The sequence below is a fragment of the Jeotgalibacillus salarius genome, assembly GCF_004405125.1.
Lineage (GTDB): Bacteria > Bacillota > Bacilli > Bacillales > Jeotgalibacillaceae > Jeotgalibacillus > Jeotgalibacillus salarius.
Genome location: NZ_SORX01000001.1, coordinates 345,294 through 362,635 on the forward strand (window position 1 = coordinate 345,294; position 17,342 = coordinate 362,635).

General features: G+C 40.7%; 13 protein-coding genes and 1 pseudogene. 3 read left to right on the forward strand and 11 right to left on the reverse strand.

Annotated features, from left to right (window positions below):
• Positions 1 to 45: 45 nt before the first annotated feature.
• On the reverse strand, positions 46 to 972 hold the full coding sequence (locus tag E2626_RS01515) for an acetamidase/formamidase family protein (RefSeq protein ID WP_134378921.1): 927 nt from the start codon (positions 970 to 972) through the stop codon (positions 46 to 48).
• A gap of 548 nt (positions 973 to 1,520) precedes the next feature.
• Here E2626_RS01515 and E2626_RS17095 point away from each other — a divergent pair.
• Positions 1,521 to 1,742 carry a hypothetical protein gene (locus E2626_RS17095; RefSeq protein WP_166786695.1) on the forward strand — a complete coding sequence of 74 codons (222 nt, stop codon included), beginning with the start codon at positions 1,521 to 1,523 and terminating at the stop codon, positions 1,740 to 1,742.
• Between the two features lie 76 nt (positions 1,743 to 1,818).
• On the opposite strand, the gene E2626_RS01525 is transcribed toward E2626_RS17095, so the two are convergent.
• The 7 genes from E2626_RS01525 to E2626_RS01560 all read right to left on the reverse strand — a co-directional run bounded on the left by E2626_RS01525 (position 1,819) and on the right by E2626_RS01560 (position 10,160).
• Positions 1,819 to 3,453: an S-layer homology domain-containing protein gene (locus E2626_RS01525; protein WP_134378925.1), complete on the reverse strand. Its 1,635-nt coding sequence runs from the start codon at positions 3,451 to 3,453 to the stop codon at positions 1,819 to 1,821.
• 227 nt (positions 3,454 to 3,680) lie between these two features.
• Positions 3,681 to 5,018 (reverse strand): S-layer homology domain-containing protein, encoded by a 1,338-nt coding sequence (locus E2626_RS01530; protein ID WP_166786696.1) that lies wholly within the window; start codon positions 5,016 to 5,018, stop codon positions 3,681 to 3,683.
• Between the two features lie 176 nt (positions 5,019 to 5,194).
• Positions 5,195 to 5,902: an S-layer homology domain-containing protein gene (locus E2626_RS17520; RefSeq protein WP_424955110.1), complete on the reverse strand. Its 708-nt coding sequence runs from the start codon at positions 5,900 to 5,902 to the stop codon at positions 5,195 to 5,197.
• Between the two features lie 231 nt (positions 5,903 to 6,133).
• Positions 6,134 to 6,379 carry a DUF3006 family protein gene (locus E2626_RS01545; RefSeq protein WP_134378931.1) on the reverse strand — a complete coding sequence of 82 codons (246 nt, stop codon included), beginning with the start codon at positions 6,377 to 6,379 and terminating at the stop codon, positions 6,134 to 6,136.
• Positions 6,380 to 6,390: 11 nt separating this feature from the next.
• Complete coding sequence (locus E2626_RS01550) at positions 6,391 to 8,142, reverse strand: S-layer homology domain-containing protein (protein ID WP_134378933.1); 1,752 nt, start codon at positions 8,140 to 8,142, stop codon at positions 6,391 to 6,393.
• Between the two features lie 536 nt (positions 8,143 to 8,678).
• Entirely contained in the window at positions 8,679 to 9,578 is a 900-nt protein-coding gene (locus E2626_RS01555; protein ID WP_134378935.1) for a hypothetical protein, read from the reverse strand.
• A gap of 60 nt (positions 9,579 to 9,638) precedes the next feature.
• Positions 9,639 to 10,160, reverse strand: a complete 522-nt coding sequence (locus E2626_RS01560; protein WP_134378937.1) for a hypothetical protein — start codon at positions 10,158 to 10,160, stop codon at positions 9,639 to 9,641.
• A 172-nt stretch (positions 10,161 to 10,332) separates the two neighbouring features.
• Here E2626_RS01560 and E2626_RS17100 point away from each other — a divergent pair, with 172 nt between their 5' ends.
• Both E2626_RS17100 and E2626_RS17515 read left to right on the forward strand, forming a co-directional pair.
• Positions 10,333 to 10,479, forward strand: coding sequence for a hypothetical protein (locus E2626_RS17100; protein ID WP_166786697.1), 147 nt, complete (start codon positions 10,333 to 10,335; stop codon positions 10,477 to 10,479).
• A 6-nt stretch (positions 10,480 to 10,485) separates the two neighbouring features.
• A pseudogene (locus tag E2626_RS17515) lies at positions 10,486 to 10,854 on the forward strand (CueP family metal-binding protein).
• Positions 10,855 to 10,957: 103 nt separating this feature from the next.
• Here the strand turns inward: E2626_RS17515 and E2626_RS01570 are convergent.
• The 3 genes from E2626_RS01570 to E2626_RS01580 form a co-directional block, all read right to left on the reverse strand.
• A complete protein-coding gene (locus tag E2626_RS01570; protein ID WP_166786698.1) occupies positions 10,958 to 11,986 on the reverse strand; it encodes an S-layer homology domain-containing protein in 1,029 nt (342 codons plus the stop codon).
• A 118-nt stretch (positions 11,987 to 12,104) separates the two neighbouring features.
• Positions 12,105 to 14,504, reverse strand: a complete 2,400-nt coding sequence (locus E2626_RS01575; RefSeq protein ID WP_134378943.1) for a S8 family serine peptidase — start codon at positions 14,502 to 14,504, stop codon at positions 12,105 to 12,107.
• 561 nt (positions 14,505 to 15,065) lie between these two features.
• Positions 15,066 to 17,294, reverse strand: a complete 2,229-nt coding sequence (locus tag E2626_RS01580; RefSeq protein ID WP_134378945.1) for a hypothetical protein — start codon at positions 17,292 to 17,294, stop codon at positions 15,066 to 15,068.
• Positions 17,295 to 17,342 lie beyond the last annotated feature (48 nt).

The following is a 17,342-nucleotide window of genomic DNA, read 5'->3' on the forward strand; positions in this document are numbered from 1 at the left end:
ATGGGAGGCAGAGTTGGCACTAAATATGAAGTGCCAATTCCGCCTCTATTTTTTGGAATAGTAACTCCGTCCCCACACTTCAATCCCATAAGCCTCCAGCACATACCTCGGCACGTGAAATTTCGCAGTTTTCAGTGGATCTACTATCTGCCCTACCTGTACCTGTCCCGCGGCACTCATCAGCATCGTCATTTCTGACAAAGTAAGGCCTGTCTGCGGTCTGATCAGGTCGATCATAAGTTCGACTGCTGTATCTGCTGCTTCATCAAGTGTTTCTTTTGATACGAGCGCTGTTAACCCCTCTTCATTTTCTAAAAATGGGTAAGTGATGCTTTTCCCTTTTATAACTTCTACTGTGATTTTAACAGTGGCGGGGATTTCGATCCCAGAGACACTTACTTCCCCATCTCCCATTGCTGCGTGTAGATCACCGAGTGATAGCAGTGCCCCTTCGTGAAACACGGGAAAATAAAGTGTTGCGCCAGTTGTTACCTCTTTCGTATCCATATTTCCGCCATGCGCACTCGGTATTCCGCATGAAATGCCACCTTCTTCAGGAGCCACACCAATTACACCGATCATCGGGTTCAATGGAATACTTATCTGATCATCAAAAATCGTTTTTCCCTCGCGAACCGGAATCATTTTCACATCAAAACGTTCCATCCGGTGCCCCATCACACCCAATCCGGGACCTGTCACCATTACGCCACGTTCACCAATCTCAATTTCATCAATCCGGACTTTCAGAATATCTCCCTTCTGCGCGCCATCCACAAAAATCGGGCCAGTTGCCGGATTCACCTTATTCCAGTCAATCGAATCAAAAGCCGTATTCTCTGATTTTATTTGATTCTCAAAACAATCGTATGTGTCTACAACTATCTGCTCTCCTGATTTCACTTTGATCGCAGGCTTGTTTGCCTGATCCATTGAGTATATAAAATTTTCTTTTGCTAGATAATTAGTCATTAACTTATGCTCCTTTCAGATTTGCTCTATTTTTATACTTCTATATTAAAGTGATCATTCCTTCGTTTTATAGCGGTACAGTGGGGACAAAATTTAATGTGCTATTTTTAGAATAATTCTAAAAATAGCACAGCAAACTCCTCCCCCGATTTACCCATCATATATAAATGCAATATATCAAAATTATTTGACTTTTCAATTTTTAATAGTGATAATTATACTATAAAAAGGAGTGAGCAAATGGTCTCTATTAAAGAAGCTTGCCGAATTCTATCGAAATAAGTGTCAGCTTTGACGAGGTGCTTCAAACTAATGGGGATCAATTTCGTTTCCCCTCGACAAAGAATGCATTCTATGCAATTAATAATACTGAATATACATTTAACTTACGTATCAAAAATGTACAACATGCACCTATTACTAAAATGAAAAGCTGCAGTTATGTGGAGTTTCTTATAGATGAAAACTTACGCAAAATCACCTGGAAAATTTCTTTAAGATATGCTCATCTGCTTCCACGTCAGCAACTTTGTCATCAGCGTGGAAAATTGCGTAGTGGTTCACTGAATGGCTGGGCTTTTGAGTTAATCATTTTAACAAAAGACCAACTCGTTTTCCAAAAAGAAGGTCGGGTCACACCTGATATTAGAGTGAAGCAAATCGCAAGGGAAACTGTCATGGCAGATCAGGACAAATATTTTGTCAGTCCGAATCTTGATGGGAATAGAAGAAGAACTGAGTGGTTTGGAGGGAGTTTTACTGGGAAATAGTGAGCACTATGGGGACGGAGGTTAAAGTGTCATCTCATGACACTTTAACCTCCGTCCCCACACTGTACATCCCTACTCACTGCCTAATAAACAACTTTCCGTCCCTATAATAAGCAAAATAATTATCACTCGATCGATCAGCTATTCTCAAAAAGTAAAAAATTTCAGTGTCTTCACCATCTTTTTCTAGCACATAAAGTGTTTGCCTTGCCAGTTGCACTTCGTCTGAAAAGTGCGGGATATAAGCTCTTGTGAACAGATTCCAGGATCCTTCATAATATAAACTCTGGCCAAAATCTAAATAATTTTCAGCTTCTAAATCAGTTAGTGATATTTCTCTCCAGTCATTATTGAGCTCTGACGGTTCCCTAACTTGTTTTAATTCTTCTCCATAATATACGAAACCATTTCTGTAATAGGCGTGATACCCTTCTTCTTTTGCTGCTTTTACACTTGTGTCATAGAAATATATAACGATCTCCTCTTCAATGTCAGGGTAAACTTCCGAATTGTAATACTCCCCGAATTGGGCCAGGTACTCTACCTGATCCGAGTCTAAATGAACATGGACAACGTTTTCTCTATACTTCACATACTCACCAAACTCCTCATAATATGCTGGCGGTGGGTTAGGTCCAAATACATATTCTTTAAATACATCCCAGTCAGATCCTCCCCTTATGTAATCCAGGTCTTTGTTTGGTAAAGTATCAACTGAGTAATCAATGTTGACTCGCACCTGTTCTTCACTTACCTGATACGCTATATCTCCTGCCATCACTGTTGCTGTTTCCTCATCCACAATTGCCGTTTGATTAAATATCGTTTCCAGCCATTCAACGGTTTCCTGGCTCCAACGTTTTTCAAAAGGAGAACCTGACTGATTAATAAATGAGATCGAAACCAGATTATTTTTTACAAATAACATAGTCATTTCAACCGGCTCTACAAAACGATCATGCTCATATAAAAAAGTAAGACTCTTCTCGCTAAAGTTTTCAACTTCATTTAATATTTCAACGTTAGCCAAAGCTTTAGTTACTTCTTCTTCAGGCATAAAAAAGTCTGCTTCAGGCACAAATATTTCAGCGGTTGGAAATGCTAGTCTATATTTCTCTTCAAATACTCTTGCCATAAATACTGAAAATTGAGCTCGGGTGACACCGTTTTCAGGTTTAAATCTTGGATCATCCGTATTGATTGATGTGATCCCTTTAGATGCCAGAGGACCGACATATAACATTTGCTCATCAGTAATGTCCTTAATTTCTCCTAAATATTCTCCATTAAGCTCGAAGGCTCTTGTCAGATATTGTGCCATTTCATATCTGGGAAGCTGCGAAAATGGTTTAAACTCTTCAATTTCTTCGGTTCTTTCAATGATTCCAAGTTCAACAAGCCTTGCAATTTCAAAAAAACCATTAAAGTCCTGAGGTACATCAGTAAACTGGGGATCATTAACTCTCCAGGGATCAAGCTCCAACGCTCTCGCAAACATCAGCGCTGCCTGATACTTTGATAAATATTGATTTGGACGGAACGAACCATCTTCATAACCATTAATAATGTCCATGTCACTTAGATAACTTATTTCATCCGCGGCCCAGAATTCCGTAGAAACGTCCGAGAAAGTCTGTGCACTCGCGCGATCATGATTCGCACCGGCTAGCATAATTAATAGAGTCAATGAGCTGAGAATAATTTTATACATATTGTCCCCCTTGTTTTTGCAGGCTTTTTTTCCCACTAATGTATCTTTACCACTAAAGAGGTATTTATAACATAACGCCCAAGCGTTAGGTAGCAGATGCGGTGACGGAGTTAACAACCTATTTTAAATGCGATCTCTGTCCACAAACACTGAATTGTCAACTCTTTCTAAAGAAAAAACGGGCAAAGCCTCAGCTCCACCCGCTCTAAAACTTATTCAATTTCTTATTACTCAACCACATTTAATGCGTGCTGTTCAAAAAAATAGTAGCCATCTGTCATAGACAAAGTTGTTATATATTGATCCTGTGGAGAGTATACATACACATCGTTACGGTTCAGGTGTCTGAAGAACTCAACCGGATAGTTTGATGGCAGGATGGCATGTGCCGGGTCAATCCGGTTTAGGGTACTGTCACTCACTTTTACTTTTCTTGAAGCCTGCATGACATCAAATGGGAAGTAAAAATCAGCAGCCTCGTTATACATTTCAGTTGTTGCAGAATTTGCCAACATAATAGAAACTGTACCATTACCAAGGTCTAGCACCATCATGTTATCCTTCATGTGTTCAACAAATAAATTGGAAGTTTCGTTACTCCCTACCAGCGGCTCGTCATAGACTGCTCTCACACGTTCAATATCAAGTTCTTCAAGCAGTTCAGTATAGGCAGTGCCAGTTACATCGCTCGCATCGACTGCCCGCTGCACATTATATTTTTCAAAAAGATCTTTAGTAACTCCATTTAGAGTTTCACCAGAAAGTTCAGTTGCGATAAACGTTTCAATAGTAGTCAGGCCAAGCGTTGTAAGCTGTTCATCAAGTTCAGCAGCACCAAGTCCTGCATCAACCAGCGCCACAGATTCCCCTACAAACTCAATCACTGCTGCATTTCCTTCATCATCTCCAAAGAAATGCACCTGTGTTTTAATCAGCGGATGATCTATGTAGTCAAATGTTCTTTTCATAAATACTGCAAAATGCTGTCTTGAAGTATTCTCGAAAGGTCTGAATGTGCCATCTTGATAACCAGTCGTAATTTCTGCTAATGCGAGTGTTGCGACATTACTCTGAAGATCACGATTGAGATTCTCAGTATCTTTAAATGTCACTGGCTCTCCCATTCCACCAGCTTGGATGACATACGCATTCTTCAATACTTTCGCAATCTGACTTCTATTAATCGGAGCACCAGCATTAAAAACCAGTTCACCATTTTCATTCTTGTTCCCGCTGATAAATCCAAGCGAATGAGCAATTAACGCCTCCTGGTACCCATACATTCCTTTGCGCAAATCTGTAAAACCAGGATCTTTCGCACTGTATTTAATAATCTGCTCCTCTGTAAAACCAATATCTCTTAGAATTAATTGAATTGCATTTAAACGATTGATCGGTTCCTCAGGCCTAAAAGTCCCATCAGGATATCCCTTAATCACCCCGCGCTCGGCCAACCATGAAATCTCATCCTCATATAAATCAACATCAGAAAAACCTGCTGCCTTTGAAGGCAAAATCGGAAGCACCAGTAACAAAGCCAATACTGTCATTATTAATTTTTTCATAATATCCCCTTTCAATCTTTTGTAATGATAATGTAACATAAAAGTAACTTAAATGTAATCAAAAAGGGAATATTTTTTATTTTTGGATGTTATGTCAACTATTATGAACTCTACGCATGATGACTGCCCAGCACCCCCCATTAACTCTGTCCCTCTACTGCACATTTCGTGACACTTTAACCTCCGTCCCCACAGTGCACACCCGCGACAAGCAGCCAAACCACCTTCGCAGCCTGCGCACGTGTAGAATTTTTTTTCGGTCTGAATGCTCCTTCATGAGTTCCTGTCATAATACCAAGTTCATAAATGCCATTGACTTCTTTTTTGAAATGAATTTGGCGGTGGTCTTTGTAGGGGGCTGTGATAAATGTTTGGTAGTCAGTTTTGTGAAGGAGGTTGTAGGCGCGGTGCAGGATGACGGCCATTTGTTCCCGGGTGATGGCACGGTGTGGAGCGAATTTCCTCTGAGAGATTCCTCTAATAATACCAGCTTCATAGGCCGCGCTGATTTCGTATTCAAAATTGCCGTAAACATCGTAAAAATAGTTGGAATGAATTGGTTTGAGGTTAAGGGCCCTTGAGACCATTGCTGTGAATTGTGCTCGGGTGATTTTTTCATCCGGGGCGAATGTATTGTTGGGCTTGCCAAGTATGATCTGTTTTGCAGTCAGTTTTTCTATGAATTCTCTCGCCCAGTGGGTATCGATGTCAGTAAATGAAATGTCTGAAAGTAGTTGCTTTAGTGGGGCACATGCAGTGTTTTCAGAATGAAGGTTTTCGTGCGGAATGTTTTGCTCAGATATAGCAATCTGTATTGGCCAGAGGATCGAATATAAGCATATTAAAAAAACTGCACATTTTAATAGTAGTAATTTTTTCAGCAGTGTGTGTTCCTCCTTATGGAATTATATAGTGTTCATCTGTCAATCATCAGATCGTGTAAATGGGTGAAATGAGTCACAGTTTCAAATGAAGGTTTTTGAGAAGGCTTACAAAGAAGGTTTGAAGTTGAATTTATCATAGCATATTCTACCCTTAAATCAAGAAATTTTTCCCTTTAATACTTCAATAAAAGCGACCGGAAGCTGTACTTTCAAGCTCCCGGCCGTACCAACTTACCTCTTTTTCAAACGGTCCATTTTCTCTTTCATCTCATCACGTCTGGATTTCGTCAGCTCATGTTTAGGTTTACTGATGAATACTTTTTGGGATGCCATTTTTACATCAATCAGCATCCCTTCAGAAATCTCATGACTGAATTTATCTTCAGCAATGTATTCTTCAACTGTTTCATCTTCCTGCCAAAGCAGTCTGACCAGGCCGTTTTCAATCGAATCTACTGTGTAAATACCATTTCGCATGTGAGCCCTCCTTAGTCGAGCTGATATACGATGTTTCCTTCCGGATCAACGAGCTGAGCAGCATCACCGTCATTGTTCCAAATGTATGACCCTGTCCAAAGAAGGCGGTCTGTCCCTGCAGATGCGCCATTTCCAGAAACAATTTGAACGCTTGCACCAGCTGTTAATACATAATCATCGGGAAATGTGTAAGTCTGATTACCTTCAACACTGACCAGTTTCCAGTCCTTCATGCTCACGTCTATCGTTCCTTCATTTTTAACAGTCACAACTTCTGTGTCCAGATTTTTACCAGTAATACGAAGCTTATCTGACAGCTGACCATCATCTCCAGGCATTGGATCCGGATCCTGAGGTTGATCAGGCGCTGTGTACTGCTTACCATTTTCAACAGTCAGTGCGTCACCGTTACTTGTAAAAATGACCGATCCATCTTCTGTTGCGTAAATGTCTGTCGGGTACTCAGCAAGGCGCTGCACGACCTCATCATGCGGGTGTCCATAAGGATTATCACCAAATGAAAGGACAGCATAGTCAGGATCAACTGCCGCTAAAAACGCAACAGATGTACCAGTATTTGAACCATGATGCGAAACTTTCAACACTTCTGATTCAAGCTCCACACCGGTTGCAATCAGCTCTTCTTCAACTTCTATGCCAGCATCGCCAGTCAGCATAAAGTCCATCTCACCATGTGTCAGCTTAAGCACGATCGAACCCTCATTCATGTCACTTGCTTCAGGGTCAACTGCGATCGCAGCCAGATCAGTGCGCTCATCATCTGAAAGCTCATCACCCACTCTTACATCACTGTAAAAAACGCCCGTGTCTTCAATCGCATCTAAGTAATCTTCAAATACCTGTGTCGTATGTACCTGACCGCTGTCAAATACTTCTTTCACATCATAGTTACGAATCACATCAGCAGCACCGCCAACATGGTCTGCATCCGGATGTGTAATAATGAGCGTATCAATCCGCGTCACACCTTCAGCCTGCAATGCCGCTTCAGTTACTGAACCATAACGGCCCGCACCCACAAGCGTTACTTCGCCATTCGTATGCTCAATCAAAATCGCGTCTCCCTGGCCAACGTCAAGGAACGTCACTGCAATCTCGCCTAATTCCCCAATCTGTCCAGACCCGCTATGATCACGAAACGATTCATTTAATAGTCTTGCCATAAACAACGCAAAGTGCTGACGCTGAAGCTTATTTTCCGGCTTAAAAGAACCGTCCTGATAACCAGTCGTCACCCCAGCATTCGCAATCCTGCTGATATGGTCATTCGCCCAGTGACCACTTGCCACATCACTAAACGAGTAATCTTTTCCAGACGAAAGATCATAGCCCTCAGCCATAATCTTCGCCATCTGCGCACGCGTCAGCGTACCATATGCATCAAAAAAGCGCGTTCCATTCTCAGCTGTTTTGCCTCCAATAAAGCCTAACTCAACAGCCTTCGCAACTTCATTATAACCATAATTCCCAGGACGAAGATCCGTAAAACCAGGATCCAGCACTTCATTCTCCTGAATATCCTCAATCCCCATCTCACGCAAAATCATCTGCACCGCCTGCAGCCTGTTCAGCGCATTTCCAGGACGAAAAGTGCCATTATCATAACCCTTAATAATCCCCTCACCAGTCAGGAAATCAATCTCATCCTCATACATACTGACATCACTGAACGCAGCATCAGCTGAGAGTGGTGCACTTAGTAATAGGCTAGCTGTGACTGTAGAAATAAATAGTTTTTTCATATTGTTGCCTCCTTTTGATTATTGGTAATTAGGTGGTTAATGCGCAATGCTCGTGTGCATGCTGGGGACGGAGGTTAAATAGTCACAAAATGTACTCACCGGGGACAGGTTCAAAACCACTACTCTAGGCATTTCATGTGTAACTCTGTCCCTGCAGTGTACATTTCATGTCACTCTGACCTCCGTCCCCACAATGCACATAAAAAAAGAGCCTCTATAAGATAGCTCTCACTAAACAAGATAATTGATGCTGATAACATTTCACTATTATACAATTATATTACAATCATGATATTTTTTAAATGGGTTCACTGAAATGCTAGGGATAACCTAGTTTAATAGTCATTTCTTAATGTTTATTATTTTAGCTACGACTTAATTGATTTCCAGAAAGTACTCCCATGATAAGAGCATATTTCCTATTACCATCTTAATAATTTATTAAATTACTTCGAGTGTTAAAAATTGAAGGTGTATGTTGCTTGTTCTCCAGATGCTGGTAAACCGAAGGCGAGGATCTGACCCTCGCCTTCGCTCTACTCTTCAAGCATTCTCATCGTCAACTCTACTCTATAGATTCCGGAGTCATTCAAGACAAACAGCCAATTACCACGTATCCTGATTGCTGATTCTTCACTATACAGGTCGTTTCCTTCCTGATCTTTTAAAGCGAATGCTTTGTCTTTCTTATAGACACCCTCCTGCTTTTTTAATGACCACAGCAATTTGGAATGATAATCATAAGTTATGAGGGATTCATTAATAATTGTTATAGGTCCAACTTCCATCACCTCTTCAATCTCGCTATGCTGAACTCGTCCAAAATGGTCTAGATGAATGATTGCAGAAAATAGTGAGTAGTAAGCGAAGATACTATTCGCTTTCTGTATATTAAGGTAATATAACTCATTGATCATGGGTAGATGTGGACGGAAAAGAACTTCTCCTTTTGATGAAAAAGCAACCAGACCTGACGAACCAATCGGCTCATCCCATCCATAATTCCCATATACCCCTTCCTCATAATAGCCTGCCCAAATCGTATCTTCGTCATCAATCGCAACTGCAGAAATGCCGTCACCTAACACAAATTTATACAGACATTCACCATCCAGACTATACCGTCCTGCATTTTTCTGTATCCAGTCATCTGTCCGCACACACCTTGCAGAGGCGAGTAATAACGTACCATCTGTAAATGTATCAAAATGAGTTGGTGGAAACGGCATATCTTTTATCACAATAGAAATAATATTGTCCCCATCAAACTGGTACATCATAAAATCCTCCCGAAACGTTCTTTGATCCTGATTGATAAAAGGAGTCATATCCGTTTCGTGAAAAAGAATCTTATGATCACGGGTGATTACCGCTCTGTACCTTGCAGGTATTGGCAAAACTACGTCGCTCCATTTTTCGAGTGTGATTGAATTCATATGTAGTACTCCTTTCTGCGAAGACTGGGGTCAGCCCCCATACTTTGTGCCTCGCTCTCCTTAGTGACTAATCTTAATGATAACCTCCCAATTCCCCTCGATCACAGCAATATTTTGGGCTTCTTCAATGATTGTGTTATCTATTGCGAGTGCAAATGCTCTTGGGGATGCATCATCAGTACAGGCTTTTTCAATCACTGGAAAATGAATTTCGATATTGTTAGTATCTGGAGCTTTTCCTATGGCACCAATCTCTTTTTCGCAACTGCTGGATTCGAAGTTAGTAAGCAATAAAACCGATTGTTCCTCGAATAGAATAGCTGGTTGTTCTTCTTCAAAAGAATAACGCGCCCAGGCTTCATCCAGCTCAGCTTCAGATTGTACAATTTCAGCAGACATATTTGAACTTAGCCCATTTGTTTCAGACACTTCGATATACCTGAAATTTTCTGGCGCGGTCTTTTCAGAGGTCAGGATTGAATAGTCTATCGGCTCTTCTACCTCGATGCCATTATTGCACGCGCATAAAATACTGATAATCAGTATAAATAATAACATTTTAGTGAAGCGAATCCGAACCACTTTTAAACCCCCTTTTTTTAATATGTAGTCTTCATTATCTCACAGTTACCTTTTTATGGTTAAAAAAATTTGACCTCTGAACATTTTATGTCATTTTTCTTATATCGCTTTCATTTACAAAATAGATACTCTAATGGGGTATAAGAATTTTACATTTAGGGTGTGACAGCTCATGAAGAAGTGGTCAATGTTTATTTTGCTGCTCGTGTCAGTTGTGCTCGCTCGTTGCAACATTGATAGTAGCAGCTCGGTGAATGAAGAACTTGATATCAAAAGTTTAGTTGAGGAATTCAGTACGCGTGAGCTCAGTGCTGAGTAGGCTTCTATTAATGGGAAAAATTTAATTGTAAATGAGAAAGACGAGAGTAAAAATGTTTATAACATTTCAAACGAAGACTTTTTCGTGTCAATTTCGCCTTACGAAAACCAAACGCACCCATACACATTCCATAGCCTGACAGGCTGACAGGGTGAAATGGTTGAAGAAACATTTAAAGTTTATATAGAAGATGAAGAAGGAAACGTCATCATCGACGAAGAAATGACAACTTATGAGAACGGATTTATCGACCTCTGGCTCCCGCGTGACAAAATGTATAATGTCACAATTGAACACGACAGCAAGAGCACAGAATCACAAATCTCCATGTACGAAGCTGACGCTACCTGCATCACAACTATACAGCTGGCATAACAAAAGCGAAGCGCCTGATATATTTAGGAGCTTCGCTTTTTATATGGATTCAATAATTAATGTTCTACCTATGTGACTATAGCAAAGCGTTCCCCAAAGATCATCACGAAATCTCCCATTTCAATATTTCTGCAGTCGGCTCTTCTTTGAAGAATAAATTTCCACCATACTCAAGACAATACGGTTCTGATGATTTCAATACTTTAAATCTATATTCTCTAGTGGCTGATTCTCCAGGATATAAGTCGTTGAAGAAACCGTACTGAGGAACAGGTTCTTCATTCTGGAAATATAATTTAAACGCACCTTGAGGAATAACATCTTTAGTATGATTGGTTTCTGTATAGTTAAATATATATTCGTAAAAACCACCTTGATCTATCTTTTCAAGGCTATTCAATTCGACAGTCATCCCATTATCGCCTGATACATAGGGCTGATTGAGCTCTAAATATTCGAAACTAACCTGTGTGGATTGTAAAGTAATGTTCACTTCATTTTCTGCATCAGCGTTAACCGTCAGCTCCTGTAATTCATATGCTTCATAGTTTTCATGTGTGACTGACAAAGAATATTCGCCTGATTCCACTAAAATTATAAACTCTCCATTGCCGATTGTGATAGCTTCAGCGACAATGTCATTGTTTTCATCGTATAGTTGTATTTCAGCTCCTGAAATCAATTCACCTTTATCATCCTTAATCGTCCCTACGAAATTAACTTTTTGTTCCGGCTCTGGATCAGGATCTGGACTCGGGCCAGGTGATCCCGGCTTGAAGAAATCATTGAAGTTTCTTTCTAAAAATAAAGAAAAGTGCTGTCTTTGTATAAAAGCATTTGGTCTAAAAGTTTGGTCACTGTAACCAGTAGTAATTTTATTAGCTACTAAAGCTTGAATATTGGAGTAAGCCCAATGATTTTCATTAACATCTGTAAAATTTGAATTCGTATTTCCTTCTAAATCATAAGCCCGTGAAAGAATTGCAGCCATCTGTGCTCGAGTTACTGTTTCCCATGGTTTAAAATAGCCGTTACTTCCATTAATAATATCTAATTCAACTGCATTGGCTACCTTATCATACCCATAGCCACCAGGACTCATGTCATGAAAATTTAGATTTGGTGCAGTCAAATCTTTAACATCCATTCCCCGCAATATCATTTGAACTATGCATTTAATACTATTTATTTAACAATATTTTTACATATAAAAATCCCGCTCTTCTATAATGAAGAACGGGTTTTACTCCTCACTCCAGCACCCTGGCTAAAAACACCGCATACTGAGCTCTCGTCACAGGGTCGTTCGGTCTGAAATGACCATTTGACCCCGTTGTAACGCCATTATGATAAAGCACTTGTATATAATCCGTTGCCCAATGGTCTGAAGGAATATCTTCAAATCCCGGATCAGTTTTCCCCTCTAACCCAAAGCTCAGGACAAGAATTTTCGCCATTTGCGCTCTTGTCAGAGGTGCTTCCGGTTGGAAATTAGTTGTTTTTGCAAAGATACCTGCCTGCTGCATGCTCATAATTTCAGCATTGTAAAGATAAGACTCCGGTACATCCTGATAAACCGAAGGATCCTGAATTGCCGGCAGATCTGTAATCCGTGACAAAAGCAGTGCTACGTGACTACGCTTAATTGGCTGCTCAGGACGGAAAGTGTTGTCGCTGTAGCCCTTAATAATATCCTCAGACACCAAAGACATGATCTGATTACTTGCCCAGTAATCGGCGGAGACGTCTTTAAAATCTGTCGAAGACGTTTCAACAACTGGCTCTTCAACTTTTAACTCATCCACGATAATGGGAATGGATACACTGATCCCTTCATAAGTGAATTCCAGCGAGGTCCTGCCCTGCTGGTGGAATTGAATGATTCCATCTCTAATCGTCGCGATGTATGGATCCTGAATCTCCGCATTCACTTCTTCTAAAGTGACGTTTTCAAACTGATCTTTTGCGATGTAATAGCGTATCTCAGGCTGATAGATTTCCCCCTGTTCACCCTGGATAATAGTATCGGCTGTAACTTCGCCTTCAACCTGAATCGGAACCGTCAGTTGACTACCCATGAATGTAATATTCAGTTCGTATTCTCCAGCACGAATCAGTAAGAGACTCCCATCCTCATTTATACTCAAGCCCTGATCATTACTTGAAGTCCTTTTCCCTTCATCCGGGTTTAGAATCCTGGCGCCGCCAACTGCCATCTGAACAATAATTTTAGGCATCAATTTCTCACCGATCGTCCCATTTAATGACCCTTCAACACTTAATAAAGGTATTACCCTTAAGGAAATCCTATGAGTTTTATCCTGATAAGTCACCGTGATTTCAGCTTCACCAGTCCGTTTAAAATAAACCTCGGCACCCGTAACTTCTGCAACCTCTTCATTAGAAGATCTCCACACTGCCTCGCCATTCGTAACAAGGTCAGTAATCCCCCCATTTTCTAATAGAGCAATTGCATTCAGTTGTTGCTTATCACCTACAAAACCTTCCATCTCTGAAGGTCCTTCGATGTCCTTTACCTGATTGGGCGGTGTAAGCTGTGCCAGTTTTTGAAGCTGTAAAAGTCCTTCTCCGTAATAGATGTCACGGCCCTTCAACCCAAGATCAACAGTGGCTTTCAGCAGTTGATCTTTTATCCATTTGGAGTCAGCTAGTGGATATTTCTCCATTAATAAGGCTGCTGCACCTGTTACATAAGGTGCTGCCATGGAGGTGCCACTCATTCTCACATACCGCTGATTTAGGTAAGTGCTGCCGATGTCTGTTCCTGGTGCGACCAGGTCCACGGCTGTTCCTCTAGATGAAAAGTTGGCGTAATTGCGGTATCGGTCCACCGCTCCTACAGCAATCGTTTCAGGATAGGCAGCAGGAAAGGAGACACGGTGCCCCGCTTCCTGCCCATTGTTACCTGAAGAAGCAATCATCAGCACTCCGGCAGCTTCTGCCTGCTGCATGGCTCTGCGGGCAGCAAAAGAATCGTACTCTGAGCCCAGACTCATATTTACGATATCCAGATCATTTCTTATTGCCCAGTCCAGTGCAGCAATCATACTGGCGAGCGTGCCCGTGCCTGTATGATCAAATGCCTTTAATGCATAAACTTCCGCACCTGAAGCAATACCTTTAATCCCACTCTGATTATCCAGTGCGGAAGCGATTCCAGCAACATGTGTACCATGTCCATTGTCATCAATATATGATGATGTATAATCCACAAAAGACGCACCGCCGGCAACCTTCAAATCATTATGCGGTGCAATCCCTGAGTCAATGATTCCAATTTTAATTCCTTTACCCGTAAGTTCAGAATCCCATAATGCAGGTGCCTGTATCATCAGAGGCCCCCATTCCACAAACTGTTCATCCAGTGAAATCTCAATATTTCTTTCTATGTGTCTGATCATTTCTGACTGACGCAGTGTCTCATAAGCTGTGACAGAAAGCCTTACTTCTGCGAGATTAAAATTCTCATAGTAAGTAATAATCTTGCCGCCCGCTTCACTAATCAGCTGTCTTCCTTCATCACTTTCAAATTCAATCAAAAATTCTCCTTCTAACTGCTTTCCAAAAGCCTCAGTCTCAATAAACATAAATGGAATAAGCAGCAATAAGAATGAATATATATGTTTCAACAATCATTCCTCCATTTGTACATTCTAAGTTGTTAGTCTTTATATCGGAGTACCTATTGAAGAATTGAATAAACAACACGTAAAAAACCTGCTGTACGTTCAGCAGGTTTTTCGGTGATGGTATATTCAGACTATGATTGAATTAATTACTCATCATCTTTATCTTCTTGGTCGTCATCTTCCTGATCATCATCATCATTATCGTCATCTTCGTCTTCCTCATCCTGCTCATCATCTTCAAGCTCAAATTTCAATCTGCTGCCATCTGCAAATTTAACATGAACTTCAAGTTCTTCAGGCAAATAAGGGCATAAAAGATTATTTTTAAATCATATTTGGTTATAAAGAAATAATAGCTTAGATGTGGTATTGGGAACAGAGGTTAAGTAACACGTTCTGCACTTCCCAGAAACAGGTGCAACTACTGTGTCCCTATCCTGTACATTTGATAGCACTGCTATCTTGATATGCCACTTTTAGAGGGATTCCGCTTCGGTCCTCTTGTACCCCCTGCCAAATCACATGCTTATTCAAGTGGCATGGAAAACTGTAACACGCTTCTTAAACAGCTCTTTTATGATAACTCTCCACAAAATCGCCTACATCCAAAATTTTTGGTCTTGATTTCAAAATTACTTCAATGTACGGATCCATTTTGTCAGAGATGTATTGTTCACGATTACTTGCTGCATACACGAGCTTCAATTCTTTTGACAGAGCCTTGCCATCAAAGATTTTCCCGGCGATAAAGTTCAGTTCTTCCCTATCCAGACTTAATTCTTCTATATTTTCTACAAAGATTCTCTTCATGTCATCAAGTGTTGCAATTGCGTCGTCTTCTATCATGCTGTCGAGGGCTTTCTTAGAAGCTTTCCCTCCGATGACGCCCCCTATGATACCTCCAACAAATGTTCCCACTACAGGTACGACTGAGCCTACGGTCGCTCCCAATGCAGCTCCTCCGACGCTTGCACCGGCAGTTCCAATATTTTTAAATAGCTGAGACTTTGAAATCCGGCCATTAATCACATCATATACACTGCCCGATGACAAGACAGCTGTTGTAACTGCCATCGTGACCATGTTGCCTCTGAAGACTTTCGACAAATGATTAAGTGCAGCTGCACCATGAATAGATTTTTCAGATGCTGTGCGTAAAAAAGTATTTACGATTTGAGCTGAAGTTTTACTCCCAAGGACGTTTTTTACAACGTAATCAGTGGCTGGTCTCATGGATTTTTCTAACGCTGTACGACCGATCTGCTGAGTCAGCACATGCTGAACGACATGTCTGCCAAAAACAGATGATCCTTCTTTTACAGCCTGATTCAGAGCTTCGTCAGCATTTTCACCTTTCCAAATAGCTCCAGCAAACGAAATGGATGCAGAAACACCAAAAGTTTTAAGTCCTGTAACTGCACCTTTAGAAGCATCAAAACTGATCCCTTCAATTGTTCCCGCTTTTGCTATGCGCTGTGCTGTTTTATAACTGATATTGCCTTTTCGGACAATCTGAGCGGCCTGTTCCGGATCAGTAATACCTAAATTTTTCATGTCTCCACGTGAAATACGGTCTTTCATAGACTTAAGTGCCTGTTCATACTGATCTTTCGGGACTTCAATCTGCATCGGTTTTCCATCAGCCACATATTTGAACTGTTTATCAGAAAAACACTCACTGATACCCTTTCCGCCAGATGAACAGTACTTTGTCTGTATGAGTTCACCGTTTACAATACGGTCTGCTCCATTTTTTGCATTGTCACTGCCTAATAGATCAGCTTTTTTCAGTGTAGCTTTATCTATTAGATTATTCGCCATTTCAGCCGCTATACCGTGCCCTCTTGTTCCCAGCATACGGACATTTTCAGCATAATTCTTCCCCGCTTCATACATGCTGGTGCCCAGCACACCTGTATTTATATAAGAGGCATCTAGATAATCGACTGCTGGCATTTCATAAGGTTTTTTCTCAGGCTCAATTCCACTCACTACTAAATTGACATAATAAACGGTATTCAGACAGGCTATATACTTTTGGATCGAAATCTCATCACCAATCAGCATCGCCTCTCTTAGTCCATTTTTAAAGTGCAGGATCAACTCTGCCTGGATGGCACGCTGCTCTAAATAACCCAGCCGCCAGTCCTTTTTCTGGGGCGACCAGTCATATTTAGTTGGCAAGTCGATAACAGCAAGCTGAAATGTCAGTTCATCACGTGCAGTGTCAAAATATTGTTGTTCATAAACCATAGCATCCATTGTTTCCAATAAGCGATCGACGTAGGTCGTTCTCGAATCGTCCATTACCTGATCAACTGGAATACTGATCGTAGGTAATGTGAAATGTCTCGTTGCTTTTACAACGAGATGCACTTTGCTATTCTCAAATTCCGCTATTTTTCGTGCGCGATAGTCTGCCATCGTTTCATCTGTATCATAGAGCCCTAGAGAATATCTGTACTTCAGCGCAATCTCATACTTCATGAATCTTGTTGAGATCTGTTTGAGATCCAGAAAGATTGCTTCCATCTCCATTCTGTACCTCTCCATTAGTTCATAAAGAATCTTTGTATCATACTTCAGCATTAAAAGCTCCAGACTATGCCGATCATTATTTAAACCCATTTTAATTTCATTTTCATCCAGTATAAAAGTCAGGTCATCGTAAAATTCCTGAAAGGCTATACCTTCTAAGGTTCCTCTATCGAATTCCTCATGATCAAATGCTAATTTGTCTACTTCTATTCTTGTCTTTAAATCAAGTGTATGTAACGGTAAATGGTTCATTTTTATGCCACCTTCTATAGTTCTTTATTCTCAATACTAATATACTAC

What these genes read in the sequence shown, in the direction of transcription:
- E2626_RS01530 (WP_166786696.1), bottom strand. Translation starts at nt 5,018, where the DNA reads ATGAAAAAATTAATAATGACAGTATTGGCTTTGTTACTGGTGCTTCCG.
- E2626_RS01550 (WP_134378933.1), bottom strand. Translation starts at nt 8,142, where the DNA reads ATGAAAAAACTATTTATTTCTACAGTCACAGCTAGCCTATTACTAAGT.
- E2626_RS01515 (WP_134378921.1), bottom strand. Translation starts at nt 972, where the DNA reads ATGACTAATTATCTAGCAAAAGAAAATTTTATATACTCAATGGATCAG.
- E2626_RS17100 (WP_166786697.1), top strand. Translation starts at nt 10,333, where the DNA reads ATGAAGAAGTGGTCAATGTTTATTTTGCTGCTCGTGTCAGTTGTGCTC.
- E2626_RS01555 (WP_134378935.1), bottom strand. Translation starts at nt 9,578, where the DNA reads ATGAATTCAATCACACTCGAAAAATGGAGCGACGTAGTTTTGCCAATA.
- E2626_RS01545 (WP_134378931.1), bottom strand. Translation starts at nt 6,379, where the DNA reads ATGCGAAATGGTATTTACACAGTAGATTCGATTGAAAACGGCCTGGTC.
- E2626_RS01580 (WP_134378945.1), bottom strand. Translation starts at nt 17,294, where the DNA reads ATGAACCATTTACCGTTACATACACTTGATTTAAAGACAAGAATAGAA.
- E2626_RS01525 (WP_134378925.1), bottom strand. Translation starts at nt 3,453, where the DNA reads ATGTATAAAATTATTCTCAGCTCATTGACTCTATTAATTATGCTAGCC.